This is a genomic window from Anaerovirgula multivorans (genome assembly GCF_900188145.1).
Lineage (GTDB): Bacteria > Bacillota > Clostridia > Peptostreptococcales > Natronincolaceae > Anaerovirgula > Anaerovirgula multivorans.
Window position 1 is genome coordinate 40,337 of the sequence record NZ_FZOJ01000015.1, and the last position, 26,139, is coordinate 66,475.

27 protein-coding genes are annotated in these 26,139 nt (G+C 37.6%); 26 read left to right on the forward strand and 1 reads right to left on the reverse strand.

Annotated elements, in window-relative coordinates:
* The first annotated feature begins 31 nt into the window (after positions 1–31).
* The 16 genes from glpX (CHB72_RS14930) to CHB72_RS15000 all read left to right on the forward strand — a co-directional run bounded on the left by glpX (CHB72_RS14930) (position 32) and on the right by CHB72_RS15000 (position 15,557).
* Complete coding sequence (gene glpX, locus CHB72_RS14930; protein WP_089283689.1) at positions 32–1,048, forward strand: class II fructose-bisphosphatase; 1,017 nt, start codon at positions 32–34, stop codon at positions 1,046–1,048.
* A gap of 28 nt (positions 1,049–1,076) precedes the next feature.
* Entirely contained in the window at positions 1,077–2,045 is a 969-nt protein-coding gene (glpX, locus tag CHB72_RS14935; RefSeq protein WP_089283690.1) for a class II fructose-bisphosphatase, read from the forward strand.
* A gap of 171 nt (positions 2,046–2,216) precedes the next feature.
* Positions 2,217–3,557, forward strand: coding sequence for a transcription termination factor Rho (rho, locus tag CHB72_RS14940; RefSeq protein WP_242975152.1), 1,341 nt, complete (start codon positions 2,217–2,219; stop codon positions 3,555–3,557).
* A gap of 145 nt (positions 3,558–3,702) precedes the next feature.
* Positions 3,703–3,900, forward strand: coding sequence for a 50S ribosomal protein L31 (gene rpmE / locus CHB72_RS14945; protein WP_089283692.1), 198 nt, complete (start codon positions 3,703–3,705; stop codon positions 3,898–3,900).
* 94 nt (positions 3,901–3,994) lie between these two features.
* Positions 3,995–4,582: a thymidine kinase gene (locus CHB72_RS14950; RefSeq protein WP_089283693.1), complete on the forward strand. Its 588-nt coding sequence runs from the start codon at positions 3,995–3,997 to the stop codon at positions 4,580–4,582.
* A gap of 262 nt (positions 4,583–4,844) precedes the next feature.
* A complete protein-coding gene (locus tag CHB72_RS26650; protein ID WP_176431398.1) occupies positions 4,845–5,012 on the forward strand; it encodes a hypothetical protein in 168 nt (55 codons plus the stop codon).
* A gap of 442 nt (positions 5,013–5,454) precedes the next feature.
* A complete protein-coding gene (locus CHB72_RS14955) occupies positions 5,455–6,732 on the forward strand; it encodes an L-cysteine desulfidase family protein (protein WP_176431403.1) in 1,278 nt (425 codons plus the stop codon).
* A 186-nt stretch (positions 6,733–6,918) separates the two neighbouring features.
* Positions 6,919–8,034: an ABC transporter substrate-binding protein gene (locus CHB72_RS14960; RefSeq protein WP_089283695.1), complete on the forward strand. Its 1,116-nt coding sequence runs from the start codon at positions 6,919–6,921 to the stop codon at positions 8,032–8,034.
* Between the two features lie 47 nt (positions 8,035–8,081).
* Complete coding sequence (locus CHB72_RS14965) at positions 8,082–8,957, forward strand: branched-chain amino acid ABC transporter permease (RefSeq protein ID WP_089283696.1); 876 nt, start codon at positions 8,082–8,084, stop codon at positions 8,955–8,957.
* A 3-nt stretch (positions 8,958–8,960) separates the two neighbouring features.
* Positions 8,961–10,031: a branched-chain amino acid ABC transporter permease gene (locus tag CHB72_RS14970; protein WP_089283697.1), complete on the forward strand. Its 1,071-nt coding sequence runs from the start codon at positions 8,961–8,963 to the stop codon at positions 10,029–10,031.
* A gap of 1 nt (position 10,032) precedes the next feature.
* Positions 10,033–10,809 carry an ABC transporter ATP-binding protein gene (locus CHB72_RS14975; RefSeq protein WP_089283698.1) on the forward strand — a complete coding sequence of 259 codons (777 nt, stop codon included), beginning with the start codon at positions 10,033–10,035 and terminating at the stop codon, positions 10,807–10,809.
* Positions 10,797–11,504: an ABC transporter ATP-binding protein gene (locus tag CHB72_RS14980; RefSeq protein WP_089283699.1), complete on the forward strand. Its 708-nt coding sequence runs from the start codon at positions 10,797–10,799 to the stop codon at positions 11,502–11,504. The genes CHB72_RS14975 and CHB72_RS14980 overlap by 13 nt, the downstream gene beginning before the upstream one ends.
* A gap of 145 nt (positions 11,505–11,649) precedes the next feature.
* Entirely contained in the window at positions 11,650–12,120 is a 471-nt protein-coding gene (locus CHB72_RS14985; RefSeq protein ID WP_089283700.1) for an L-2-amino-thiazoline-4-carboxylic acid hydrolase, read from the forward strand.
* Positions 12,121–12,136: 16 nt separating this feature from the next.
* The gene (gene dhaK / locus CHB72_RS14990; RefSeq protein WP_089283701.1) at positions 12,137–13,120 is read left to right on the forward strand and encodes a dihydroxyacetone kinase subunit DhaK; all 984 of its coding nucleotides are present in this window, start codon (positions 12,137–12,139) and stop codon (positions 13,118–13,120) included.
* Positions 13,121–13,128: 8 nt separating this feature from the next.
* Positions 13,129–13,770, forward strand: a complete 642-nt coding sequence (gene dhaL / locus CHB72_RS14995; RefSeq protein ID WP_089283702.1) for a dihydroxyacetone kinase subunit DhaL — start codon at positions 13,129–13,131, stop codon at positions 13,768–13,770.
* A 68-nt stretch (positions 13,771–13,838) separates the two neighbouring features.
* Positions 13,839–15,557 (forward strand): sigma 54-interacting transcriptional regulator, encoded by a 1,719-nt coding sequence (locus tag CHB72_RS15000; protein WP_089283703.1) that lies wholly within the window; start codon positions 13,839–13,841, stop codon positions 15,555–15,557.
* A 359-nt stretch (positions 15,558–15,916) separates the two neighbouring features.
* Here CHB72_RS15000 and CHB72_RS15005 read toward each other — a convergent pair whose 3' ends face one another.
* A complete protein-coding gene (locus CHB72_RS15005) occupies positions 15,917–16,522 on the reverse strand; it encodes a hypothetical protein (protein WP_089283704.1) in 606 nt (201 codons plus the stop codon).
* Positions 16,523–16,909: 387 nt separating this feature from the next.
* Between CHB72_RS15005 and CHB72_RS15010 the strand changes: the two genes are divergently transcribed.
* The 10 genes from CHB72_RS15010 to CHB72_RS15055 all read left to right on the forward strand — a co-directional run bounded on the left by CHB72_RS15010 (position 16,910) and on the right by CHB72_RS15055 (position 26,138).
* Positions 16,910–17,251, forward strand: coding sequence for a DUF2680 domain-containing protein (locus CHB72_RS15010; RefSeq protein WP_089283705.1), 342 nt, complete (start codon positions 16,910–16,912; stop codon positions 17,249–17,251).
* Between the two features lie 104 nt (positions 17,252–17,355).
* The gene (locus tag CHB72_RS15015; protein ID WP_089283706.1) at positions 17,356–18,291 is read left to right on the forward strand and encodes a DUF1385 domain-containing protein; all 936 of its coding nucleotides are present in this window, start codon (positions 17,356–17,358) and stop codon (positions 18,289–18,291) included.
* 280 nt (positions 18,292–18,571) lie between these two features.
* Positions 18,572–19,438, forward strand: a complete 867-nt coding sequence (gene prmC / locus CHB72_RS15020) for a peptide chain release factor N(5)-glutamine methyltransferase (protein ID WP_242975146.1) — start codon at positions 18,572–18,574, stop codon at positions 19,436–19,438.
* 134 nt (positions 19,439–19,572) lie between these two features.
* Entirely contained in the window at positions 19,573–20,646 is a 1,074-nt protein-coding gene (prfA, locus tag CHB72_RS15025) for a peptide chain release factor 1 (protein ID WP_089283708.1), read from the forward strand.
* A gap of 83 nt (positions 20,647–20,729) precedes the next feature.
* Complete coding sequence (locus CHB72_RS15030; RefSeq protein WP_089283709.1) at positions 20,730–21,095, forward strand: coiled-coil domain-containing protein; 366 nt, start codon at positions 20,730–20,732, stop codon at positions 21,093–21,095.
* Positions 21,096–21,220: 125 nt separating this feature from the next.
* Entirely contained in the window at positions 21,221–21,958 is a 738-nt protein-coding gene (locus tag CHB72_RS15035; RefSeq protein WP_242975147.1) for a ZIP family metal transporter, read from the forward strand.
* 70 nt (positions 21,959–22,028) lie between these two features.
* Positions 22,029–22,469 (forward strand): FHA domain-containing protein, encoded by a 441-nt coding sequence (locus CHB72_RS15040; RefSeq protein WP_089283710.1) that lies wholly within the window; start codon positions 22,029–22,031, stop codon positions 22,467–22,469.
* Positions 22,470–23,681, forward strand: a complete 1,212-nt coding sequence (locus CHB72_RS15045) for an FtsW/RodA/SpoVE family cell cycle protein (protein ID WP_089283711.1) — start codon at positions 22,470–22,472, stop codon at positions 23,679–23,681. It abuts the gene before it with no gap.
* Positions 23,668–25,077: a peptidoglycan D,D-transpeptidase FtsI family protein gene (locus tag CHB72_RS15050; RefSeq protein WP_089283712.1), complete on the forward strand. Its 1,410-nt coding sequence runs from the start codon at positions 23,668–23,670 to the stop codon at positions 25,075–25,077. Before CHB72_RS15045 ends, CHB72_RS15050 begins: the two co-directional genes overlap by 14 nt.
* Entirely contained in the window at positions 25,074–26,138 is a 1,065-nt protein-coding gene (locus CHB72_RS15055) for an L-threonylcarbamoyladenylate synthase (protein WP_089283713.1), read from the forward strand. Before CHB72_RS15050 ends, CHB72_RS15055 begins: the two co-directional genes overlap by 4 nt.
* Position 26,139: the final 1 nt, after the last annotated feature.

Sequence of the window (26,139 nt, forward strand, 5' to 3'; positions counted from 1 at the left end):
TATGTTTTAACAACAAGGAGGAAGAAAATTAATGGATAGAAGTTTGTCTCTTGAATTAGTACGGGTAACGGAAACGGCAGCATTGGCCTCTGCAGCTTACATGGGAAGAGGGGACAAGGAGGGGGCAGATCAAGCGGCGGTAGACGGAATGAGAAGCACTTTTGCTAGTCTTTCTATTAAGGGAACAGTGGTAATTGGTGAAGGCGAGTTGGATGAAGCGCCAATGCTATATATTGGTGAGGAAGTTGGCTGTGGTGAAGGTGAAGAGGTAGAGGTAGACATTGCAGTAGATCCTTTAGAAGGAACCAACTTGATAGCGAAGGGCCTTCCCAATGCTATTGCAGTAGTTGCCATAGCACCTAAGGGTTGTTTGTTACATGCTCCTGATACTTATATGCAAAAAATAGCTGTAGGGCCTAAAGCCAAGGGAGCTGTAGATATCAAGGCTCCTGTAAAACAAAATCTAGAGGCGGTAGCAAAGGCACTAGATAAAAACATAGAAGATGTAACAGTAATCATACAGGATCGACCTCGACACGAAGAAATGATTAAGGAGATTCGAGAAGCAGGAGCTAGAATTAAACTCTTTAGTGATGGAGATGTTGCAGCGGCTTTAGCTACTGGTTTTGAAGAAACAGGTGTAGACATCATGATGGGAATTGGTGGAGCACCAGAGGGTGTGATTACAGCGGTTGCTTTAAAATGTTTAGGTGGAGATATGCAGGGCATTCTTCATCCTATGAGTGGAGAAGAGGTTGCAAGATGTAGAGAGATGGGGCTTTCAGAAGCGGATGTAAAGAAGGTGCTTTCCTTAGATGAATTAGTGAGCAGTGATGATTGTTTCTTTGCTGCTACTGGCATTACCCATGGTGATTTATTAAAAGGAGTAGTTTATTTGGGAAACAATAGGGCTCAAACCCACTCGGTTGTTATGAGGGGAGAAACTGGCACCATTCGATTTGTGGAGGCAATTCATCGTTTAGATAAAAGTGAAACCATCGTAGATGTACTAAAAAAACATCAAAGCTTTATGTTTAATGATAAGTAGTAAATATTAAAAAAGGTAGGGGATATTCGTGGATCGAAACTTAGCTTTGGACTTAGTAAGGGTTACGGAGGCGGCTGCATTAGGTGCTGCAAAGCATATGGGACGAGGCGATAAAATCGCTGCCGACCAAGCAGGAGTAGACGGCATGCGAAAAGTGTTTGACAATCTAGAGATTGATGGCATTGTGGTAATCGGTGAAGGAGAAATGGATGAAGCTCCTATGTTATATATAGGCGAAGTGGTAGGTAGGAAGGGACCTAGAGCTATAAAGGTGGATATAGCTGTTGATCCAGTGGAAGGTACTAACTCTGTAGCAAAGGGTCTTCCCAATGCCATTGCGGTTGTAGCGATGGCCCCTAGAGGTTGTCTGCTAAATGCGCCTGATATGTACATGGACAAAATCGCTGTAGGACCTAAGGCGGCTGGCAAGGTGCATATCGATGCTCCTCTCTATGAAAATCTTAAAGCGACGGCAGAGGCTTTGAATAAAAGCATTACAGATCTAACAGTAACAATGCTAGATAGACCCCGACATCAGGAAATTATAAAAAAATGTAGGGAAGCTGGTGCAAGGATTAAGCTATTTAAGGATGGAGATGTTGCGGCAGCGTTAGCTACCTGTTTTGATTATACCGGTGTAGATATTTTGTTAGGAATAGGCGGTGCCCCTGAAGGAGTGATCGCTGCAGCTGGTCTCAAATGTTTGGGAGGACAGTTCCAGGGGAGATTGATTCCCTTTGAGGAAGAGGAAAGACAAAGATGTATAAAAATGGGTGTGGATGTCAATAAGATACTATATATGGAGGATCTAGTAAAAGGAGAAGAGGTTTATTTTACTGCCACTGGTATATCTGATGGAGAACTGCTGAAGGGTGTTACCTATCAGGGAAATAATATGGTAAAAACCCATTCGGTTGTGATGCGTTCAAAAAGTGGAACCATAAGATTTATAGAGGCTATCCATAAGTTAAATTTGAAGCCCACCTATGCCTACTAAAAAGAAACATGAGATTCTAAAGGAATTAGAAATGAAGTAATTGACAGTTATTGCAAAACATGATAGCATAATTTTAAAATGGTATAGTTTAGGGACAAATTCATAAAGACAGATTTGTCCCTGTAGACGTTATTTGGAGGTGTAGAATTGCAAAGCTCGGAATTACAAGAAATGAAGTTAACGGAGCTTAGGGAAGAAGCAAAAAAACTAGGAATAAAAAACTGGGTTAAGCTGAAAAAAGCTGAGTTAATAGATTTGATTTTAGAGGTGAAAGAAAAAGAAAGTAATAAAGATGTTGTTACAGATGGAACTACAAAGTCTTCTGAAATAAAAAGTGGGAACACCAATACAAGAAGTAATGAATTACCTCAACACCTTTCAGATGAAATACCTGAAGGCGAAGAAATGAATATTGCAGAAGGTGTATTAGAAATCCATCAAGATGGATACGGATTTTTACGAAGGGAAAACTATCTCTCAAGTGATAGTGATATATACATATCGCCATCCCAGATTAGAAGGTTTAACATGAGGACGGGAGACAAAATCTCCGGTATTACAAGACCCCCTAAGAGTGGCGAGAAGTTTAAAGCTCTTCTATATGTAAAGAATATTAACGGATTAAATCCAGAATCTGCTATTCGAAGACCAAACTTTGAAGACCTTACCCCTATTTACCCCAAACAGAGAATTAATTTAGAAATTGAAACAAAAGAATTATCTACCCGATTGATTGATTTAATTGCGCCTATAGGCAAAGGACAAAGAGGTGTTATTGTTGCGCCTCCAAAGGCAGGGAAGACGATTCTTTTACAAAAAATTGCTAACAGTGTAGCAGAAAATTATCCTGATATTGAGATTATCGTCTTATTAATTGATGAACGACCAGAGGAAGTAACAGATATGCAGCGCTCTATTAAGGGTGAAGTAGTTTATTCAACCTTTGATGAATTGCCAAGTCATCATATTAAAGTGGCGGAGATGGTATTAAATCGTGCACAACGATTGGTGGAGCATGGTAAAGATGTAATTATATTACTAGATAGTATTACTAGATTGGCTAGGGCATATAACTTAACAATACCGCCAACTGGAAGAACCCTTTCTGGAGGTTTAGATCCTGGTGCTTTACACAAGCCTAAAAGATTTTTTGGTGCGGCTAGAAATCTAGAAGAAGGTGGAAGTCTTACCATCATTGCTACTGCTTTGATAGAAACTGGCAGTAGAATGGATGATGTGATCTTTGAAGAATTTAAAGGAACTGGAAATATGGAACTGCACTTGGATAGGAAGCTATCTGAAAAAAGGATATTCCCGGCTGTGGATATTAATAAATCCGGTACGAGAAGGGAAGAATTATTGTTAAGTCAGACAGAGCTAGAGGCTATTTGGAGTATCAGAAGAGCCATGAGCAATAACCCTATTCAAGAGGTTACGGAAAGAATTGTTAGCAGCCTAATGGAAACCAAGAAAAATAGTGACTTTGTTGAAATGATTAAGAAAAGTATCTAGTGATTTTTTTCTTGTCACTGCAAAGGTTATATGCTATAATGTAGTAGTTAAATTGCTAGAACCTGTCAACTTATTGTTAACTACTTAATAATAACTGGATAACTATCATTTTATCATAAGTTTTTTACGGAAAGAGGTGAATACAATGAAGAACGGTATCCATCCAGAATATAATGAAGTTGATGTTTTCTGCGCTTGTGGAAATACATTTAAGACAAAATCAACAAAAAAGGAAATCAGAGTTGAAATTTGTTCAGACTGCCATCCTTTTTACTCTGGAAAACAAAAGAGTATAGAAAAAGGTGGACGTGTTGAAAAATTCAAAAAGAAATTCGGCATGTAGTTTCCTAATAAAAGCAATCAATCAAGGTTAGAAGGAACCCTTTCTAACCTTAATTTTTTGCAATTCATTTGATAATAGGTTAGGAGATGAGGTAATGGTTGAAATTGTGGAATGTGCTCAGAGGGGAAGTATTGAAGTGATTGTGGGGCCTATGTACGCCGGCAAAAGTGAAGAACTTATTCGAAGAGTCAATAGGGCGAAAATTGCTGACTTAAAGGTGCTAGCTTTTAAACCAGCTATAGATAATCGATATTGTGTCGATAATATAACCTCTCACAATGGGAAACAGATGGAATGCATAGCAGTGGATGATGCTGAGAAAATATTGGAGTACATAGAAAAAGAAGAATTTGATGTATTGGCAGTGGATGAAGTGCAATTTCTAGGAGAAAAGATTATGGCGATTTGTCAGCAGGCGGCAGAAAAGGGAAAACGAGTCATTGTATCGGGATTAGATATGGATTTTCGAGCTGAACCCTTTAGCATTGTACCTAATCTAATGGCGATTGCAGAATATGTAACAAAGCTTACTGCCATTTGCAAGGTTTGTAAAATGCCTGCCACCAGAACTCAGAGACTGGTAAATGGAAGACCAGCAAAATATAGCGACCCAGTAATTATGGTAGGGGCTAAAGAAAGCTATGAAGCTAGATGCAGAAAGTGCCATGAAGTAATAAAATGAGACTTAATTCATAAGTAGGCAACCGAAAGTTTGATTTGCAACTTTCGTGTTGATCACTTAGTTTGTTTATCTATAAGTAGGCAACCGAAAGTTTGATTTGTAACTTTCGTGTTGATCACTTAGTTTGTTTATCTAGAGAGAGGTTTTTTCCCTCTGAATTCTAGTCGAATTTATTTCGAGGATGCAGTGCTTAGACTGGCGCTTGACAAAACGGGAGTCTTAGAAATACACCGAAGGAGGAAATAGGATAGGGGGGGCTTTTATGTCTAATACCTTGATGATTATAGGATTGATTGGCTTAGTATCAGGGGTGATTTCCCCGATTTTTAGAGTGTTGGGTAAAAAGTCAAAACGTTCCAAAGGATGGATGTTGGTTACGGTATTATCATTTTTAGTTTTTATTTTAGGTGTTGTATTAGGATTGGAATAATTGTGGAGAGGTACACTTCAGTGATATGCTGAAGTGTACCTCTTTTGTATTTCTAAACATTTTTTGAGCACTGGGGACGGTTTCTCTGCTTGTATTAAAGCACTTCAAACCCTCTCCGGTGTTTCTTTATGTTTTTGTCATTTTTAGTCCTGAACGAAGGGAAGAAACTTGAAGCATCTTGCATTTAAAGGATTTAAGGCCCATTTGCTACGCTCAAGGCGACAATCCTCACATAGTCTGCCATCCCTAGTGTTATTTAGCAAAGAAAAAACTAGAGGGAAGTATCAAAATGATACACAAATCAAAATATATAAAATAATTAAAAACATATAAATATTAAGAATATTGTTGACAATTGTCGCGAAACAATATATATTTAAAACAAGGATTCAATATGATACTATATGTATCTAAATGAGACACAACGGAGGGATTTTACGTGATGATAGACAGAGAGAAATATAATACATATCTAGCTATCCTGAAGGAGGAACTTTTGCCCGCCCTTGGGTGTACAGAACCAATTGCTATTGCGTATGCTGCTGCCAAAGCTCATGAAGTGCTGGGAAAATTTCCAGACAAGATAATTATAAAGTGTAGCGGAAATATTATAAAAAATGCTAAATCTGTTATTGTGCCTAATACTGGAAATCTGAAAGGTATCAGGGCCAGTGCTTTGACAGGAATTGTTGCCGGTGATGCTTCTAGGGAGATGCAGGTGTTGGAGAGTGTAATGCGGGAGGACATTAAAAGGGTCAAAGAGCTTATGAAAACTGACATCTGTGAAATACAAATGATTGAGAATGTTGCTAATCTACATATTATTGTGGAGGTCATGTACCAAAAAGAAAAGGCCTTGGTAGAAATAATCCATACCCACACCAATATTTGTAAGGTTGTTAAAGATGGACATGTTTTGTTTGAAAAAAAGTATGAAAAAGAAGATTTTAATTCCCCCCTTTCTGATAGAAGTCTCCTCAAGGTAAAGGACATCTTGGAATTTGCTACCACTGTAAAGATGGAGGATGTTGAGGAGCTTCTAAATAAACAGATTGAATATAATCTCAAAATAGCCCAGGAGGGGCTTGAAAGAAAATACGGAGTTAATATAGGAAAGATGCTTTTAGAATGCTATGGAGACAATATATTAACAAAAATTCGAGCCTATGCTGCAGCTGGTTCTGATGCCAGAATGAGCGGTTGCAGTCTGCCGGTTGTCACCAACTCTGGAAGTGGTAATCAAGGAATGACAACTTCTTTGCCAGTGATTATTTATGCTAAAGAAAAGAAATTTGATAAGGAAAAAATGTACCGTGCCTTAGTACTGGCCAATCTTATCACCATCCATCAGAAAACCGGAATAGGAAGGTTGTCTGCCTATTGTGGAGCAGTAAGTGCCGCCTGTGGTAGTGGAACAGGAATCACATATCTGGAGGGAGGCACCTTAGAAAAGATTGAAAAAACCATTATTAACACTTTAGCAAATGTATCAGGTATAGTGTGCGATGGAGCAAAGGCCTCCTGTGCTGCTAAGATAGCTTCTAGTCTTGATGCTGCTATGATGGCTCATTTTCTTGCCATGAGGGATTCTGTTTTTGAGGTGGATTCGGGTATCGTTAAGGAAACGGTGGAAAATACAATCTCTGCTGTAGGAAGATTAGGACGAGAAGGAATGAAGGAAACGGATATTGAGGTACTAAAGATAATGCTTGACCAATGATGCTTGTTACTTTAGGTTCCTTTATGTATTTAAATGGATAGAAATAAAGAAAGGGGGGTAAAATCAGTTGCTTTACTATAGGGATTGATTGAAATTAAGCTCAAGTACTCTTTCGATTCATTGATTTAAAAGATGAGCATCATTTTGGCAATATAAAAAAAGAATAACAAAGGGGAGGAAATTATCATGAAAAAGACAGTAGCACTTTTGCTGGTGGTTATGCTAGTCACATCTATGCTTGCAGGATGTCAAAGCCAAGCATCTGACAAGATTAAAATTGCTGTTGTAGGTCCGTTGACAGGCGACTTTGCTGAGTATGGCACAGGTTTTAAAAATGCTGTTGAACTACAGGTTGAAGAATGGAATAGAAATGGTGGTGTACTTGGTCGAGAAATTGAACTTGTTGTCTTTGATGATAAAAACAATGGTGAAGAAGCGGCTACGATCGCAGAAAAGATTGTTGCTGACAAGGATATTAAGGCTGTAATTGGCCATTTTGCCAGTGGTGTATGTATGGCTGCTTCACCAACCTATCAAGAGGCTGGTATCGTAAACATCTCACCTTCTGCATCGCATCCTGATTTTACTAAAGAAGGAGATTTTGTCTTCAGAAATAATACAGTTATTAATGTTGAGGCAGAGTTTGCAGTTGACCTTGCTGTAAATACACTAGATAAAAAGAAGGTAGGGATACTTTCTGTAAAAACTGATTGGGGTACAGGTACTGCAGAAATTACTAAGGGACTTGTAGCACAAGCGGAGGGGATGGTTGTTGATCATCAAGAGGTTGTTGACGGAACCATCGACTTCGGTCCGAATATCACTAGATTGAATGAGGCGGGTGCAGATGTAATCATCGTTGTAGCTATGTATAACACCTTAGCTCCATTTGCAACTCAGTACAAAACAGTAAACCCTGATATTGAGCTTGTAGGATTCTCCAACGCATATAGTCAACAACTTATTGAACTTGCAAAGGAAAATGCTGAAAACATTCATTTTCCAACAATCTTCTTTCACGGTAGTACAGATGAAACGGTTGCATCTTTTGTAAGTGCTTATGAAAGCAAATACGGTTCAAGTCCAAGTAGTCTTACTGCCCAGGCCTATGACAGTGCAGGTATTGTTCTTAAGGCTATTGAAGTAGCAGGTAAAGCAGATAGAAAGGTAATGAAGGAAGAACTTTATAAGATGACTTATCCTGGGGTGACGGGTGAGACGAAGTTTGATCAAGCTGGTGATGCGGTGAAAATTTTTACTGCTGTTAAGATTGAGAACGGAAGGTTTGTAGAGGTTCAATAGTTGATGAAGTGAGTGCAAATCATATGTACTTATAAGGGGGTGTAAGCTTGATATTACAGCAATTAATTAATGGTTTGGCTTTAGGTATGGTTTATGCACTGATTGCAGTAGGATACTCACTGGTTTTTGGAATTTTAAGGTTGGTGAATTTTTCTCATGGTTCTGTTTATGCATTTGGTGCACACATAGCAATGGTTTTTGTAGGCATGCAATTTGGGATCATACCAGCTTTAATTCTTAGCATCATATTCACTGGTGTGTTGGGGATAGCAATTGACAAGATTGCTTTAGCTCCTCTCAGAGCTAAAAAATCAAAGGCAATAGCAGCTCTGATTACTACCATCGGGGTCTCTTATATAATTCAGAACCTTCTTATGATTGTATTTGGCAGTCAGACAAAATTTTTTCCTAAGCTCTTTGATTACGGAAATGTGCACATAGGGGGCGTGAGCATAAGTACAACTCAATTATTCATCTTTGGTGTGTCTCTTGCATTGCTGTTATTGCTAACCTTTATTATAAGAAAAACTAAAATAGGTCTTGCTATGAGGGCGGTAGAACAAAATCCAAAGGCTGCTAATTTAATGGGAATCGATGTAGATTTTGTAATAACCTTTACCTTTTTCTTAGGGGGGGCTTCAGCGGCTATTGCTGGAACCTTGATTAGTGGTTATTACCAAGTGGTGTACCCAACCATGGGATTTCTTGCAGGACTTAAGGCGTTTTCTGCTGCAGTGTTAGGAGGAATAGGTATATTACACGGTTCCATTGTCGGTGGATTGATCGTAGGGGTTTCAGAAAGCTATGCAGCTGCATTTCTTGGTGGGGGTTATAGGGATGCTGTAGCCTTCGTTATTCTAATCATTGTGTTGCTTGTAAAGCCCACCGGCTTATTTGGAAAGAAAGGTGTTGTGAAGGTATAGGTTATGGAAAAAATAAGTTTACAGTTTGATAGGATAAAAGAAAAGATGAATTTTATTAAGCCCAACAAAAAAAGAGATTTTCTTCTCTTGGCTACATTAATATTAGCTTTACCCTATATCATTAATTCTCAATATCTATTAAGAATTGTCATTATGATAGGTGTATATAGTATTTTGGCTTTATCACTAGGGCTTGTTACCGGTTATGCAGGACAGGTATCTCTTGGACATGCTGCCTTCTATGCAATAGGTGCTTATTTTTCAGCTGTCCTTAGTGTCAACTTTGGTATTAGTTTCTTCATTACAGCACCTATTGCGGCAATCGCTGCAGCCATATGTGGACTGTTGCTGGGACTTCCAACTCTGCGGCTTTCGGGAACCTATCTAGCAATAACTACCTTGGGTTTTTGCGAAGTAGTAAGAATGGTGTTGTTAAACTGGGAAAAGGTTACAAATGGTCCATTAGGTATTAACAGGATTCCTAGACCATCTTTGCTGGGTTTTGATCTAACCCTTGCTAATAACGGTATGTACTATCTCATGGTATTTTTCTTAGTCTTCACTACAGTAGTCATGCTCGCCATTGTTCGATCTAAAATAGGCCGGGCAATGATGGCTATCCGTGAAGATGAGTTGGCGGCAACTATGATGGGGATTAAGACCACTACCTATAAAGTGATTGCCTTTGTAGTATCGGCTTTTTTCTCAGGGTTGGCAGGTGCCTTTTACGCTCATATGATAAGATTTATTGATCCTAATACCTTCACATTTGATACGTCTATTATGATTTTAAGTATCGTTATTTTAGGGGGTATGGGTACAATCAAAGGGATGTTCTTGGGTGCCGCCATCTTGGTTTCTTTTCCTGAGGTTCTAAGATTTCTGCAGGAATACAGGTTTGTTGTTTATGGTATGGTTTTGGTTCTCATGATGAGATTTCGTCCTCAAGGTATTTTAGGAGGGCAGAAAAAAACAGCCTATAAGCTTCCGAAAGGAGTTATTGTTGATATCAACAGTAATAATTCTTCAATTGAAGTAAGAGAAGCAATGAATACAGTAGAGGAAGTGATATAATATGACATTCCTTGAAGTGAAGGATGTATCAAAACATTTCGGTGGGCTTGTTGCTGTTGATAAAGTTTCCTTGGAGATCAATGAAGGTGAAATTGTTAGTATCATTGGCCCCAATGGTGCTGGCAAAACTACACTTTTCAACATGTTAACGGGAGTGTATGCCCTTACGGAGGGGGAAATCATCTTTGAGGGTAAGCCGATACACAACCTGGTACCTCAGGAAATCGTTAAGGCTGGTTTAGCCAGGACCTTTCAAAACATTAGACTTTTTGCTGATATGAGGGTAATTGAAAATGTTTTGGTAGGAATGCATACCAATACTGAATATAATTTCTTTGATTTGTTATTTAGGACAAAACGTTTTCGTAACCAAGAGATTGAGAAGCACCAAGTGGCAATAGCGATCCTAGATTCTATAGGACTGAAAGAAAAGATGCATAACTATGCCACCAACTTGCCATATGGAGATCAAAGGAGACTTGAGATAGCACGTGCAATTTCTACTAATGCAAAGATATTATTATTAGATGAACCTGCTGCAGGTATGAACCCTCAGGAGTCGGAGGACTTATTATGCTTTATTAAAAGTTTACGAGATAAAGGATACACCATTATCTTAATTGAGCACGATATGAATGTTGTTATGAATATTTCTGACAGGATTTATGTTATCGACCACGGAAAGAAAATTGCCGAAGGTTTGCCCGTTGATATCGCCAGTAATAAACGTGTTATTGAGGCTTATCTTGGAAGGAGTGAACAATCGTGCTCGCAGTGAAAAATTTGAATACTCATTATGGAAATATTCATGCCTTAAAGGGTATTGATTTAGAGGTTAAGCAAGGAGAAATTGTCACTTTGATAGGTAGCAATGGCGCAGGGAAGAGTACCACCTTAGGTACCATTACTGGTCTTTTAAGGGCTACTTCAGGAGAAGTATGGTTTAAGGGAGAAAATATAACCAGTATACCACCCTCTCAAATTGTTAAAAAGGGCATAAGCCTTTCACCTGAAGGACGAGAAGTATTTCCAGCTTTAACGGTGGAGGAAAATCTTCAGTTGGGGGCTTACGTCCGAAAGGACAAGGAAAATATTAGAACGTCTTATGATAGGGTTTATGAGCTGTTCCCTAGATTGTTTGAAAGAAAAAAGCAAACAGCCGGAACCTTGTCAGGAGGAGAACAACAAATGCTGGCAATAGGCAGAGGTTTGATGTCGATGCCTCAATTATTGCTGCTGGATGAACCCTCTCTAGGACTTGCACCTAATTTAGTTGTAATGATTTTTGATTTGATTGTATCCATTAATCAACAAGGTACTACGGTACTTCTGGTTGAACAAAATGCCAGTATGGCACTATCTATTGCCCATCGAGGGTATGTTTTAGAGACCGGTAAGGTTACCATGACAGATGATGCAAAGATACTAAGTGACAATGATATGGTGAGAAAAGCTTATCTTGGCAACATATAAAATGAGACTTAATTTAGAGGAAGCTTTTACTCACACTGAATTGTAGTATAAGTTACTTCATGTAGTGCTTGATCTCTCACTTGTCAAAGTAAGAGCCCTAGCAATACACCGAAGAAAAAATTTAAATAAATGGAGGAATGACAGAATGAGCGAAAAAAAATATACACAAGAGGAATTAACAAAGGCGTTTAGAAGTGCGATTGCAGATAGAGCAAAGTGGTTTTATTTATTAGAAAAATATACTGATGAAGGTTTTGATAAAATAGCTGAAAGGGCTATTACAGAGTTTGGTATTGATAAGGGCAAGTCATTAGGGGACTGTAAAACTGCAAAGGATTTTGCCAATGGGATCTTAACAGGTCATGCTCGTGAGGCCTTTGCTATGGAACCAATTAAAGTTGAGGAAGAAGAAAGTGTAATTAAATTCCACCATTGTGCCCTTGTTGAAGAATGGAAAAAGCTAGGATGCTCCAGTGAAGAAGTGGCTCATTTGTGTGACTTAGCTTGTTTTGGGGACTTTGGTATGGTGAGTGTATTCCCAGAATTAGAGCTTGAATTTAAGCAATTACTATCTCGTGACGAAGAATGCTGTGAAATGGTGATTACTAAAAAATAGTTTGGGGTGATGATTCATGAAAAAGATAATAAACAATCCCAATAATGTTGTAACTGAAATGCTTCAGGGTATTGTAAAAGCTAATCCTCAGTTGGAATATTTTTCAGGGGTTGAAGTTATTGCAAAGAGAGTAAAGGAAAAAAAGGTAGGTTTAGTATCCGGCGGGGGCAGCGGTCATGAGCCTGCCCATGCAGGATATGTAGGCAAAGGTATGTTAGATGCAGCTGTGGCTGGGAACGTATTTGCTTCCCCCTCTCCCGATAGGGTGTTGAAGGGTATCCAAGAAGCCAATTCTGGAGAAGGCGTTCTTCTCATTATTAAAAACTACTCAGGGGATATCATGAACTTTGATATGGCAAAAGAACTAGCAGAAATGGAAGACATTAGGGTTGAGTCTGTTGTAGTAAAAGATGATGTTGCTGTAGAAGACAGTACTCATTCTACTGGTAGAAGAGGTATTGCTGGTACTGTGTTTGTACACAAGTTGGCTGGTGCCAAAGCTACAACTGGGGCAAGCCTTGACGAAGTGAAGCGAGTTGCTGAAAAAGCTATTACCAATACCCGTAGTATGGGCATGGCTATGGCTCCCTGTATTTTACCAGGGGTTGGAAAAGCAGGTTTTGAGCTTGGAGAGAATCAAATAGAAATTGGCATGGGTATTCATGGGGAGCCAGGGGTACAAAGAACCACTGTGAAAACCGCGGTTGAGCTGGCGGAGATTCTATGTGAAAAGATCTTGGCAGATTATGATTTTACAGGTAGTGAAGTTGGATTAATGGTAAATGGTCTTGGTGCTACACCGTTAATGGAACTATACATTCTAAATAATGAAATTGAAAAAATCTTAATGGAGAAAAATATTAGGGTTTATAGAACCTTTGTAGGTAATTACATGACATCTCTTGAGATGGCAGGTTGTTCTGTTACGTTACTAAAGCTAGATGATGAATTGAAAGAACTGCTGGATGCTCCATGTGATACACCAGCAATGAAAGTTTAGGTGACCTTATGGAAATCAGAATCAATTCACAGAATTATATGGAGTATATTGAACTGGTGGCCAAAAAAATCGAGGCAAGCAAGGACTATGTATCTGAGCTTGACTCGATAACTGGTGATGGCGACCATTGGGCCAATATGAATATGGGATTCCAGAAGCTTCTAGAAAGTAAACAGGAGCTTGTTGCCATGAGGCTGGGGCAAATGTTTCAAAAGATTGGTATGCTGATTATGTCTACTGTAGGAGGTTCCTCAGGAGTTTTGTATGGAAGCGCTTATTTGAAAGCGGCAAAAACTATCGGTGATAAGACAGAGATGGATATTCATTTACTGCGGGATGTATTAGAAGCAGAGCTTAACGCCATTATGGAACGTGGCAATGCAAAGCCAGGGTATAAAACCATGATTGATGCATTGTATCCAGCAGTGATCCGTTTAAAGGAAGCCATTGAAAAGGGATTAGATGGCCATGAAGCTTTACAAGAGCTAAAGCAGGGAGCAATTGATGGTATGAACAGCACTAAAGATATGGAGGCTATTCGAGGAAGAGCTTGTTATCAAGCCAATAAAGGAGTAGGGCATATTGATCCTGGTGCTGTCACAATGTGTTATCAAATAGAAACACTAGTTGAATACCTATGCAAATCATAATATAATGATATACAAATAAGAAAAGTAATAGGGTGTCTAACACCCTATTATGATTAAGGTGATGTTTTATGTATCTTGCAGAAATTAGAGGTACCGCCTCAAAGTTTGCTGAAACCATTTCAAAAATCCTAGATATTGATGTTATGATAATTGATAACAATCATCATAAAATAGCCAACACATTTCGATATGTTGATAAGGCTACTCCTATTGCTAGGTACTCAATCATTGGGGAGGCGATCCATACAGGTAAGGTTGTAGCGGTGAAAGACAAGACTTCTTATGAACATTGTAAAAACTGCGCCGATTTAGAGAAATGTGCTATTTCAGGGCTTGTTAGTGTACCTATATTTTTTGAACAACAGGTAGTGGGGGCAATTGCACTTTTAGTGCCAGTAAATAAAACCAGTCCTGTTTTTGAAAATCTGGAAGTCTCTATAGATTTTCTAGAGGGGATGGCTGAGCTATTAAGCTCAAAGCTAAAAAGTATTGACGGTTATAACAAGCTGAATCTCATTAAAAAAGAACGGGAAATTATCTTAGATATGATTGAAGATGGGTTAGCCTTTATCAATGAGATGGGTGAAATCATCCATTGCAACCATCGATTTGAAAATTACTTTAAAATTGAGGAAAAAGTCATTGGTCAGCATATAGAGAAAATCATTGATCATCCTCTAATTCACGAGATTATTTTATTTAGAAGGAACTATTCCCTCAAGTTATTTTATTATGAACAGAAACAACACAGCTTCTATGGGTTTTTATCTTGCCGTAATATTACCATCAATGGTGTTAATTATGGAACCCTTTTGACATTTAAAAGTCTCGGAAAGGTGTATAACGTCTTAAATGAAGTATCTGATAATAAAGCTAATATAACCTTTAGCAATGTTATGGGTAAGGATGATAACCTCATGAATCAAATCAATAAAGCAAAGCAACTTGCTGTAACTGATGAAAATATTCTGATTTGTGGAGAACAGGGACTTGGGAAATCTATTCTAGCTAGGGCGATACATAATTTCTCAGATAGAGCAAAACAGTACTTTGTTTTTGTCGATTGTCATAATACCCCCTATGATTTATTAGAAAAAGAAATCTTTGGAACAGAAAGTGATGCTAATAGTATAAACCCCAGCATTGGAAAATTGAGAATGGCTCATAAGGGAACCATATTCTTTAAAAATATATGGGAGATGCCTCTTTATTTACAAAGACGATTAGTGGAAGTTATTAAGACCAAAGAGCTGAAACAGGGTACTTATAAAGGTTTTCATATAGATATTAGGATGATCTTTGATACCAGCCAAGATTTGTTATCTCTTGTAGAGAAAAAAAGATTTGATGAGGAACTATATTTTCGAATTTCAAAAAATACTGTTACTATTCCGTCTCTAGCAACACGGAAAGGTGATATTAAAATCATTGTAGATCATGCGATAGAGAGGTTAAAGAGTAAGCATGCAAGGTTTCGGCTGAAATTTCACCAGGATGTTTTAGATAAGATGTATGGGTATCGTTGGCCCAATAACGTGCAGGAGATTGAAAAAACTGTGGAGTTGATTATTGGCAATGCTGAAAAACATATTGTAACACTAGAAGATGTAGATGGTTTTGATTTTGTAAAAGCTAATGAAATAGAGTCAAAGACTATGGATGACATTGAGAAAGAGCTTATCGAAAAAATGCTAGCCCAGTATAATTTTAAGGCAGAAGTAGCAAAAGCTATGGGTATTGGACGCGCAACCCTTTACAGAAAACTAAAAAAATATGGGTTGAATTAATAAAATAGGTAAGATTTTTAAAAAAGAAAAGAATAATTTAAAACCGGTGCTTTCCTTATATTCTGGAATGCGCCGGTTTTATTGATAATAGAATCGGAAGTAGCTATACCAATCTTCTAGTCGCTTTGGTGGACTTACATTTGTCATTTTTAAATTATCAACGCCTCTCTACTCTGTTTTTTCAAATGGTTCTCAATTAACCTATGTGTAAAATCTATACTTGCTTTGTGTAGTGCTTATGAATGATTGAAATTTCAATTAGTACAAGACTGATAGGGAGCTACCGGATTCTATTATATTATATGTATACTCCAAAGAGAGGATGTTTAAACATTGTTTTTTGAAATTTTTTAATTTTCTTAAAAAATCATGAATTGATTAGCAAAATTGAAAAAAGCATCGGGATGATTCAATTCAGAGCGAACATTACTATGCTTATGGAAATCTGCTTCCCATCTATCTAAATTATTAACCATTTGTAGAGTATCTTGAAATAAAGATGTATTTACTTTTATAGACTTTCTATTTAGCAAAGAATCCAGCTGAGGGTGGACTTTAGAAATTCTATAAAGCAAGACTACTCCTTGGTAGATAATCTTGTGATCTGTTGCAGATTCAATAATCTGCATAATATCTGGAATAAGCTTTCTTACTAAATCAGTGTCCTTGGGGATCGTGGACAAAGCTCGGATTCCGTATTGAATATAAATGCTTTCGTCAGTTACTTTTAAGATATCTAATATATAGGGAAAGAACTCCTCTTGCTCCAAATGTTTAATAAGAAGAAAACAATGATTAACAATGGTATCTCTCTCAAATAGTCCTCGATCCAGTAGCCGTATAAGAGCACCAACAGTTTCAGGGTAGCCAATAGCTTCTAATTCCTTTTCTATAAGTATTTTTTTTGATTCTTCTACATTGTCTATTAATTTCTCTATTTTTGTATCAAAAAAAGTATTTACCATCTTTTTCTCCCTTCCTTCCTTTCTTTATTTATTTTACCCCTGCAAAAAGAAAATAACCTAAGAAAAAAATTGGGAAAAATTATTTTTTATCTTCATACTTTCTTCACAATCTTTTATTAAAATAAAGATATCAAATAAACTATTTATGGATAGCCAATTTTAAACTTTAATTGCACTCTGTGAAAGTGACTGACAGCAAATCAAAGATTTGGGTCATCTACTTTTGATATACACGGTCTACGGTTTCGCCCAAAACCATGGGCAGCAAATGTAGCCCTTGGTATATCAAAATTTCACCTTGTATAAGCGACTGACATGAAATCATAGATTTCAGTCATCTGCTTAAGTTCTGTAGTTGGTTATCCGCATTCTAAGGAGGAAAATAAAATGAAAAAAATGATTGCATTAGGAGTTGTGATGGTATTGGTGCTTGGGCTAGGCATGGTAGCTTATGCGGAAAGCAACAATGAGGTGCCTCAGTGGTTTAACGATATGATGACATGGAGAAAAGGTCAAGTGCAAGAGTCATTAGAAGCTGGAGAAATTACAGAAGAGGAAGCAGCTACATGGAATGAACATTTTGATCAGATGGAAGAGTATCATACAGAAAATGGTTTCCAAATGGGTAGAGGATTTGGAGCTTGCCATGGTAATAATGACAGCGGAAGAGGCCTAAGTCTTGGAAGAGGAATAGGCAATGGGATGAGAGGTATGATGGGTGGTTTTTAATAACCACTCTTTTTTTATTTTTATTTAAGGTTTTGTTAATAGTAAATTATAGATAGATGGTATATAATAAAAGAGTAAATTTTTTTAGAAAGGAATATAAATCTATGGGAGAAGTTCGACGTACTAGTATAGGGGGGCAAGCCCTAATAGAAGGGGTTATGATGCGAGGTCCTAAAGAAATAGCAATTGTTGTAAGACGTCCTGATCAGCAAATAACAGTAAAAAAAGAAACTGTTGGAGGGATCGTTCAAAAATATAAATTGAACAAGATACCTTTTTTAAGAGGAGCAGTAGCTTTGATTGATTCAATGGTGCTTGGGATGCAGTCTTTAACCTATTCGGCTGAGGTGGCTGAAGAGGGTTTAGAAGAGGAGGAACCAGATAAATTTCAGAGGTTTATGGAAAAGCTTTTTGGGAATAAGGCGAATGATGTATTGTTATATACTTCTGTTGCAATAGCTATGATGTTATCTGTAGCTATCTTTATTATTGGGCCTACATTTCTTACAAGTTTTCTAGGAAGATATATAGGAAAAAATATTTTTATGAATTTGATGGAAGGTTTCTTGCGATTAGGCATGTTCTTTATTTATATTGTATTAATTTCTAGAATGAAGGATATAAAGCGAGTATTTCAATATCATGGAGCAGAGCATAAGGCAATTTACTGTTATGAGCATGGAGAAGAGTTAACAGTGGAAAATACTCGTAAATACACAACATTGCATCCAAGATGCGGGACTAGCTTTTTATTCATTGTTATGATGGTTAGTATCATCATGTTTTCTATGGTGGGATGGCCTAATCCCTTAGTAAGGGTAGTCACCAGGTTAGCTCTTATGCCGCTAGTAGCAGGGATTTCCTATGAGATTATTAAGCTGGCGGGAAGAAGTAATTCCCCAATCATGAAAGCAATTAATTATCCTGGTATGATGATGCAAAAATTCACGACACTAGAGCCTGATGATAGTCAAATAGAGGTTGCTATAGAGGCGTTAAAAAATGTATTAGTAGATAATGAAGAGGAAAGTAAGTGGTAGAAGATAAGATATTCAAGAGAAAGTTCTTACAAAAAAGAGCTTTCTTTTTCTGTTATCATAGTTATAGGTTCACTGCTATACTTTAATTTTAATACCCACAGTCTACGGTTTCGCCCTTGGCTAAAAAGCGTAGTCAAGAACTGCAAAGGTAGCCCTTAGTGTATTAAAATTAAGATGTATGCATGTGTATTTATAATATGAAAAGTATATATTCATAGAAAAAATACTTTCTGGTGAAAATAATAGTTATTTGAAGGAAGAAGTAGGGAGGGTTTTGTTGGTGACAGCAGGAAAAATTTTGAGGGAAGCAGTGGAAAAATTGAAAACGGCTGATATTGGAACACCTCAACTAGATGCTGAAGTGATTTTATCAGATTTGCTTCAGGTAGAGAGAATAAAGTTGCATATCTATCCAGATATGGAAATTTCCCGGGAAATTTGTCAAAAGTTTTGGTGTGCTGTTGAAAAAAGGCTTAAAAATATGCCTGTGCAATATATTGTGAATCGACAGGAATTTATGGGACTGGAGCTTTGGGTAGAAGAAGGGGTGTTAATTCCAAGGGGAGATACGGAAATCTTAGTAGAAAAAGTTTTAGAAATCTATCGGCAGTATTATTCCTCTAAAAGCATCAATGTGTTGGATATAGGCGTAGGTAGCGGTGCTATCACTGTAAGCATAGCTAAGTATATAGACAAATCTCATGTTTATGGGATCGATGTTTCTCAAAAAGCATTAGAGGTGGCTGGTAAAAATACTATAAAACATCATGTGGAGAACCAGATTACCTTTCTTCAAGGCAGTTTATTTGAACCATTAGAGGGTAAGAAACTAGAAAATGGATTGGAATTCATTCTCTCTAATCCCCCTTATATCCCTGGAAAAACGATTGAAACTTTATCGAAGGAAGTAAAGGATTATGAACCTTCATTAGCGTTAGATGGTGGAGAAGATGGACTATATTTCTACAGAGAAATTGTTAAAAGAGCTTCTGTCTTTCTAAAAAAAGGAGGATGGTTGGTTTTTGAGATTGGTTACGACCAAGGAGAAGCATTGCAGGAGATGATGAGGAAGGAAGGTTTTACTCATATAGAGGTAACAAAGGATTTGGCAGGATTAGACAGAGTAGTTTTGGGAAGGATTATATGATGTACGATAAAAACATATAGCGAATTTTTAATAAATTTGATATAATATTATGTTGGAAGCAAATAGATACTTTGAAATAATATCATGATAGATGTATAAATAGAAGCAAGTTAATTATTATATGAGGTGAGAAAATGTTAGAAAAACTAGATTTTTTGCAACAAAAATACGAAGACATAGGTGTAAAGATAAGTGATCCTGATGTAATTAACAACCAAAGCCTATGGCAAAAGCTGATTAAAGAGCATTCAGAGTTGGAGCCAATTGTAGCTAAATACAAGGAATATAGAGCTTCGGAAGAAGCACTAAAAGAAGCGAAAGAAATCCTTTATGATAAATCCGCAGAAGAAGAATTAAGGGAAATGGCTAAAATGGAGATGGATGAGCTAGCGGAGAAAATCGATGAACTAAAGGAAGAATTAAGAATCCTTCTATTGCCAAAAGATCCTAACGACGATAAAAACGTTATTGTGGAAGTCCGCGCTGGAACTGGTGGAGATGAAGCTGGGCTATTTGCTGCTGACTTGTTTAGAATGTATACAAAATATGCTGAGCATCAGGGATGGAAAACAGAAATGATGAGTTTAAATGAAACCGGTGTAGGTGGCTATAAAGAAGTTATTTTTATGATTAAAGGAAAAGGTGCCTATTCCCAGCTTAAATATGAAAGCGGTGCCCATAGAGTTCAAAGAATCCCTGCCACTGAATCTGGAGGAAGAATTCATACCTCTGCTGCTACTGTAGCGGTGCTTCCAGAAGTAGATGATGTAGAATTTCAAATCAATGCTAATGATTTAAGAGTAGATGTATTTAGATCTTCAGGCTGTGGTGGACAAAGTGTTAACACCACTGATTCTGCTGTAAGAATTACACACTTGCCAACTGGCTTGGTAGTTTCTTGCCAAGATGAAAAGTCCCAGTTAAAGAATAAAGAAAAGGCATTGAAAATCTTGAAAGCTAGACTTCAAGATAAGGCAAGTCAGGAGCAACAGGACGAAATTGCCCAAAATAGAAAAAGTCAAGTTGGCTCTGGAGATAGAAGTGAACGTATTAGAACCTATAACTTTCCACAGGGCCGTGTCACGGATCATAGAATTAATGTAACTCTGTATAAGCTGGATAGCTTTTTACAGGGAGAGATTGAAGAAATGATTAATGCTTTAATCACATCCGATCAAGCTGAAAAATTAAAAGCTGTAGAGGCTTAAAGTTTCCAATTATCCTTGAAAAATATGAACTGTTATGTTATTTTTATTGTAATAGATGAAAGAAAAGTAGGGGTGTGGGGATATTGGAAGAAAAAGTGATGATTAGAGAAATGTTTAATGACATCATTACACGCTTAGATGTTATTCAAAAAGAACAGCAGGAAATGAAGAGTGACTTGACAGAAACAAAGAATGACTTGGCAGAAGTAAAAACTGACTTGGCAGAAGTAAAAATTGACTTGGCAGAAGTAAAAATTGACTTGACAGAAGTAAAAACTGACTTGACAGAAGTAAAAACTGACTTACTGGGAGTGAAAAATGACGTTTCTAAGCTACAACAAAGCCAAGAGACAATTCGAAGTTATATTTTCAATGTAGACAAAACCTTAAAAAATTGCGAAGAAGATCATAGATTTATTGAGGCTCTTAAAAAGATTGCAAACGGATAACAAATTAAGAAACTGATGACAACAAACCTGTCATCAGTTTTTTGTTGGATAAGCTATATTTTCTCCCTAATAGGAATATATATTTAAAGTCAGTCAATCATGTAGTAATTTGAGGGGGAAAATAGATGAGTAGCTTATTGAGAACGACCTTGGTTGGATTTTTAGTTGGCGTATTAGGAACCGGTGTTGGAGGCTCTATGGCTTTTTTGTTGCGAAATCCTTCCAAACGTTTTTTAAGTGCCATTATAGGCCTTTCTAGTGGATTAATGGTGGCAATTGTAACCTTTGAATTGATCCCAGAGGCATTTATGTTGGGAAATACATTTACAATATCTGCTGGAATTGCTATAGGAGCATTTTTGGCATCTTATTTGGATATCTTGATTTCTCATATCCATAAAAAAAGCTTTAATGGAAGACAGGGGTACATTAAAACTGCTATACTAATAGGTGTCGCCATTGCTCTTCACAATTTTCCAGAGGGCTTGGCCATTGGATCAGGATTTGTTGCTGAAACAAGATTAGGATTAGGTTTAGCGGTGGTAATTGCTCTACATAACATGCCAGAGGGTTTAGCTATGGTGACGCCTATGCGGGTAGGAGGTTATTCTAGCACAAAGGCATTTTTATTGACTTTATTGGCGGGAGCACCTATGGGCTTAGGAGCTTTTGTGGGAGCTTTAATTGGTGAATATGCCTATGGTTTTATTGGCGTATGTCTTGCCTTTGCGGGGGGAACAATGCTATATATAACCTTTGGTGAGTTGATTCCTAGAGCGAAGGATCTCCATGGAGGAAGAATATCAACCGTATTTGCTATTCTAGGTTTTATTATAGGTATGTTAATTTCTAAAAGATTTTAATTTTGCTGTTAATTGATGATATTTTGGTATACAATAAGAAGAAAATATTTTTACTTGAAGGTGATGATGGATGTTTCAGATCCTGTCTTGGACAATTCGATATATATTTATTGGGCTCATTTATTATTTTATTTATCATATCATTAGGCTGATCTATTTGGATATTAAACGTATCAATGAACGTCAATCAAAACAGTTTAATAGTCCTTATTTAAAGCTAGTAAATCGCAAAGAAAGCCTAGATTTTGATATCCAAGAGTTTTATGATCTAAAGGATGTTATAACTATGGGAAGAAAAAAGGAAAATGATATTCAAATTATGGACAAGTTTATGTCCTCTCAGCATGCTAAGATTACGATGGATGAAGATGAATATTTTTTAGAGGATTTAGGCAGTATCAATGGTACGTATTTAAATGGAACACAAATTCAGGATGTGGTGAAATTAAAGAGCGGCGATAGGATTGGATTAGGACAGGTTGAGTTTCTGTTTGTAAAAGAGGTGGATTAAATGCGACCTATTAGTATCTTAGTGATAATCAATGCAATGCTATTTGGACTTTTGTACTTTATAGTGGAACCGCGAAACACCTCTATTCTTGCAGCAGGAGGTATTCTTACCCTTCTAATTATTATTGCGTATATTATTATTGTTCGAAGAGGCATGGGAGATCAATATTTATTTTTGATTATTTCTATGCTATCTAGCTTAGGAGTAGTAATGATCTATCGATTGGATCCTGCCTTTGCCTTTAGACAGATTACTTGGTATGGTGCGGGAGTAATCTTGTATTTCCTCAGCTATACTATATTTCGGTGGATAAAAAACTGGGACAAGTATATTTACCTATATATTGGTTTTGGAATTTCTCTATTTCTACTGACTTTTATTTTCGGCACTACTGTAAAAGGAGCTATTAACTGGATTAGAATAGCGGGATTCACTCTTCAGCCAGCGGAGATCATCAAATTGAGCTATGTTTTTTTTATAGCCGCCTATTTTACTTATCCAGAAAAGCTGAAAAATGTTTATTATTTTCTGGGGATAGCCTATCTACATATTATATTTTTGGTGCTGCAGCGGGACTTGGGAATGGCGATGCTGTTCTACGGTATATTCATCAGCATCTTTTATGTGTTTTATAAGGATAATAAGCTAATTTTATATAATTTAGGTAGTTCTGTCCTTATCGTGGTTTTTGGATATTATACAATGGGTCATGTGCGGGTACGATTTGAAGCTTGGCTCGACCCGTGGAGAGATATTGCCGGTAGAGGCTATCAGATCACTCAATCTCTATTTTCCATTGGTACAGGTGGTTTTTTTGGAACGGGACTAGGGATGGGAAGGCCGGATTATATTCCGGAAGTACATACGGACTTTATTTTTTCTGCTATCTGTGAAGAAATGGGGGTCTTTGGTGGAATTGCCGTAGTTCTTTTATACTTTATTTTGATTTATAGAGGTTTTAAAATTACTCTAACCATACAAAATACCTTCAGAAAGATTTTGGCATTAGGTATCACTTTAACCTATACCTATCAAACCTTTGTAATCATCGGTGGAGTAATTAAGTTGATCCCCTTAACAGGTATTACTTTGCCCTTTATTAGTTACGGGGGAAATGCTTTAGTTTCTGCTTTTATCGCTTTCGGCATATTGCAGGCCTTATCAAAGAGATCTCTTGAGGTAGAGGAGTTGTTGGATTTTGGAGAGCAATAAAAGAATCGTACATTTAATTGTGCTTTCAAGTCTGCTGTTTTTAAGCATTATTGGTTATTTAACCCATTTTCAAATCTTTAGAGCAGCAGAGGTTATTGATAACCCTTATAACAAAAGACAATGGGCAAGGGAGGATAGTACCCTTAGAGGCACTATCTCTGATCGTAACGGTGTTGTGTTAGCTGATAGTGATGTGGTAGAGGGAATGCCAGTTAGAAGATACCCCCACGATCGGCTTTATAGTCATGTTATTGGTTATAGCTTCAAACAATACGGCAGATCAGCTCTGGAATCCCATTACAATCAGCAGCTGATGGCATTAAACCCTGAAAGTCCTGTAGCTAGAATCAGAGAGCAACTGGCCGGGGACATGATTCAAGGGAACAATCTTATCTTAACCATTGACCATGAGGTTCAAAAAGTTGCAGAAAGATTACTAAGGGATAAAACTGGTTCTGCTGTAGCTATCGATCCAGCTACTGGGGAAATATTAGCCATAGTAAGCAAACCAGATTTTAATCCTAATACGTTGGTAACGGATTGGGGACAACTGGTAAATGATGAAAGAAGTCCTCTTTTAAATAGGAGTACTGGGGGATTGTATGCCCCAGGATCCACCTATAAGACCATTATTGCAGCGGGGATTTTAGAAAATAGATATATTATTGAAGATGAGTATTATTGTACTGGAAGTATTACTATAGATGGATATACGATTTCTAACTTTGGGAATACAGCCTATGGGAATTTAGATTTGAAAGAATCCCTGGTGGTGTCTGCTAACACCAATTTTGCCAGGATGGCAGTAGAAATGGGAGGCGAGAAGGTTAGAGAGCTTTCTAGAAGGTTTTTCTTAGAGCGTTCCATAGAAGCAGACATACCTATTAAACAAAGTAGATTTCCCTATGAAGACAATATGCAGCCTACGGATTTAGCTGCTGTTGGAATTGGTCAGGGTAGGTTATTGGTGACACCCTTGCATATGGCCTTAGTAGCCTCCACTTTTGCTAACGATGGTATTATGATGAATCCTTATATCGTCAAAGAAGTGCAAAATCCTCAAGGGAGAGTGTTGGAAAGAGGCAGTCAACAGGAAAATAGAATTGTTTCACATGAAATAGCTAATGAAGTAAGAGATATGATGGTTGCTGTTGTTCAGAGGGGTACAGGAAAAAGTGCTGCCATATCAGGAGCAACGGTAGGAGGGAAAACTGGAACGGCAGAAAATGAAACGGGAAACAGTCATGCGTGGTTTATAGGATTCGCCAGTCGAGGGGAAAGTCAGGTGGCAGTTGCAGTTATATTAGAAAGAGAAGGACAAACGGGAGGTGCTGCTGCTGCGCCAATAGCGAGGGAAATATTGCAGGAGGCTTTAAGAAGGGGTGTAAGCAATTGAAAAACACAGTAATTATTGAAATAGATTGTAACGATATAGAAGAAAAGAAATTAATAGATGCCGCTAAGATATTAAAAGAGGGAGGGACAGTGGCTTTTCCTACGGAGACGGTGTATGGATTAGGAGCTAACGGCCTAGAACTGGGGGCCATAAGAAAAATTTTTGAAGCAAAGGGAAGGCCTTCTGATAATCCATTGATTCTTCATGTAGCAAAAATAGAAGATGTAGAACCCTTGGTAAAGGAAATACCACTGGATACAGAGCGGGTCATGAAAAATTTTTGGCCTGGACCACTAACAATTGTATTAGAAAAAAACGATATTGTACCAGAAGCCATTACGGGAGGTCTATCCACAGTAGCCATCAGGATGCCTTCACATCCCATTGCCAGAAGGTTGATAGAGATGGCGGGGGTTCCGGTGGCGGCCCCTAGTGCTAATATTTCAGGAAAACCAAGCCCAACTACAGGAGAACATGTAATAAAGGATTTACAGGGTAGGGTAGACGCTATTATTGTAGGCGGCAGCTGTGATGTGGGAGTAGAATCAACTGTGCTGGATATGACGGGAGAGATTCCCACAATCTTAAGACCTGGTGGTATTACGAGAGAAATGCTATTAAAGGTATTAGAAAGGGTAGAGATAGACAATGGATTAAAGGAAGGGACGAATGCGGTGCCGAAATCTCCTGGCATGAAATATACTCACTATGCTCCCAAGGCAGAAGTGTATATTGTCAAAGGAGAGGAAACTATAAGCTCTGAGAAAATAAAAGAGTTGGCGGAAGCCTACAGAATAGAAGGAAAGAAGGTTGGCATTATTTGTTTTGATGAATCCTATAACGAATACCAAAGGGATGTGGTTAAATCAATGGGAAGTCGCAAAGACCTTAAAAGGGTAGCTGCCAATCTGTTCAAAATATTAAGGGATTTTGATGAAACAGATGTGGATGTTATACTGGCAGAGGCTTTGGAGGAAGTAGAGTTAGGGCAAGCCATTATGAATAGATTGACAAAAGCTGCTGGATATAGGGTAATACATGTATGGAAAGGAATGTATTGAT

Excerpts from the sequence above, each read along its gene's own strand:
- glpX (WP_089283689.1), top strand. The coding sequence starts at position 32 with ATGGATAGAAGTTTGTCTCTTGAATTAGTACGGGTAACGGAAACGGCA.
- rho (WP_242975152.1), top strand. The coding sequence starts at position 2,217 with ATGAAGTTAACGGAGCTTAGGGAAGAAGCAAAAAAACTAGGAATAAAA.
- rpmE (WP_089283692.1), top strand. The coding sequence starts at position 3,703 with ATGAAGAACGGTATCCATCCAGAATATAATGAAGTTGATGTTTTCTGC.
- CHB72_RS14950 (WP_089283693.1), top strand. The coding sequence starts at position 3,995 with ATGGTTGAAATTGTGGAATGTGCTCAGAGGGGAAGTATTGAAGTGATT.
- CHB72_RS26650 (WP_176431398.1), top strand. The coding sequence starts at position 4,845 with ATGTCTAATACCTTGATGATTATAGGATTGATTGGCTTAGTATCAGGG.
- CHB72_RS14955 (WP_176431403.1), top strand. The coding sequence starts at position 5,455 with ATGATAGACAGAGAGAAATATAATACATATCTAGCTATCCTGAAGGAG.
- CHB72_RS14960 (WP_089283695.1), top strand. The coding sequence starts at position 6,919 with ATGAAAAAGACAGTAGCACTTTTGCTGGTGGTTATGCTAGTCACATCT.
- CHB72_RS14970 (WP_089283697.1), top strand. The coding sequence starts at position 8,961 with ATGGAAAAAATAAGTTTACAGTTTGATAGGATAAAAGAAAAGATGAAT.
- CHB72_RS14975 (WP_089283698.1), top strand. The coding sequence starts at position 10,033 with ATGACATTCCTTGAAGTGAAGGATGTATCAAAACATTTCGGTGGGCTT.
- CHB72_RS14985 (WP_089283700.1), top strand. The coding sequence starts at position 11,650 with ATGAGCGAAAAAAAATATACACAAGAGGAATTAACAAAGGCGTTTAGA.
- dhaK (WP_089283701.1), top strand. The coding sequence starts at position 12,137 with ATGAAAAAGATAATAAACAATCCCAATAATGTTGTAACTGAAATGCTT.
- dhaL (WP_089283702.1), top strand. The coding sequence starts at position 13,129 with ATGGAAATCAGAATCAATTCACAGAATTATATGGAGTATATTGAACTG.
- CHB72_RS15000 (WP_089283703.1), top strand. The coding sequence starts at position 13,839 with ATGTATCTTGCAGAAATTAGAGGTACCGCCTCAAAGTTTGCTGAAACC.
- CHB72_RS15005 (WP_089283704.1), bottom strand. The coding sequence starts at position 16,522 with ATGGTAAATACTTTTTTTGATACAAAAATAGAGAAATTAATAGACAAT.
- CHB72_RS15010 (WP_089283705.1), top strand. The coding sequence starts at position 16,910 with ATGAAAAAAATGATTGCATTAGGAGTTGTGATGGTATTGGTGCTTGGG.
- CHB72_RS15015 (WP_089283706.1), top strand. The coding sequence starts at position 17,356 with ATGGGAGAAGTTCGACGTACTAGTATAGGGGGGCAAGCCCTAATAGAA.
- prfA (WP_089283708.1), top strand. The coding sequence starts at position 19,573 with ATGTTAGAAAAACTAGATTTTTTGCAACAAAAATACGAAGACATAGGT.
- CHB72_RS15035 (WP_242975147.1), top strand. The coding sequence starts at position 21,221 with ATGAGTAGCTTATTGAGAACGACCTTGGTTGGATTTTTAGTTGGCGTA.
- CHB72_RS15040 (WP_089283710.1), top strand. The coding sequence starts at position 22,029 with ATGTTTCAGATCCTGTCTTGGACAATTCGATATATATTTATTGGGCTC.
- CHB72_RS15045 (WP_089283711.1), top strand. The coding sequence starts at position 22,470 with ATGCGACCTATTAGTATCTTAGTGATAATCAATGCAATGCTATTTGGA.